The following is a 259-nucleotide window of genomic DNA, read 5'->3' on the forward strand; positions in this document are numbered from 1 at the left end:
GGTCTGGTTGGTTCCGAGAGCGTTACGTATAGCTGGAACGCCACCAACAATACCCTGACCGCATCGTCCGCCGCGCGCGGCGCGATCTTCACGGTCGTCGTGGATGGCGGGGCGGACAATGGCAACGGCAACTATGTGTTCACGCTGCTGAAGCCGGTTCTCCATGATGCGGGCAGCAACGAGAACGACGCGACCGTCAACCTGACCTACCAGGTCAAGGATGCCACGCTGCCTATCGCCGACAAGGCTACCGGCACGC

The 259-nt window shown here is 62.2% G+C and carries 1 protein-coding gene; it reads left to right on the top strand.

The window, feature by feature from the left end; genetic code table 11:
* Positions 1-259: hypothetical protein (locus QSV46_RS40190; protein ID WP_314964201.1), on the top strand; the 259-nt coding region annotated here is incomplete at both ends.

The organism is Bradyrhizobium cosmicum, assembly GCF_032290525.1.
Classification (GTDB): Bacteria; Pseudomonadota; Alphaproteobacteria; order Rhizobiales; family Xanthobacteraceae; genus Bradyrhizobium; species Bradyrhizobium cosmicum_A.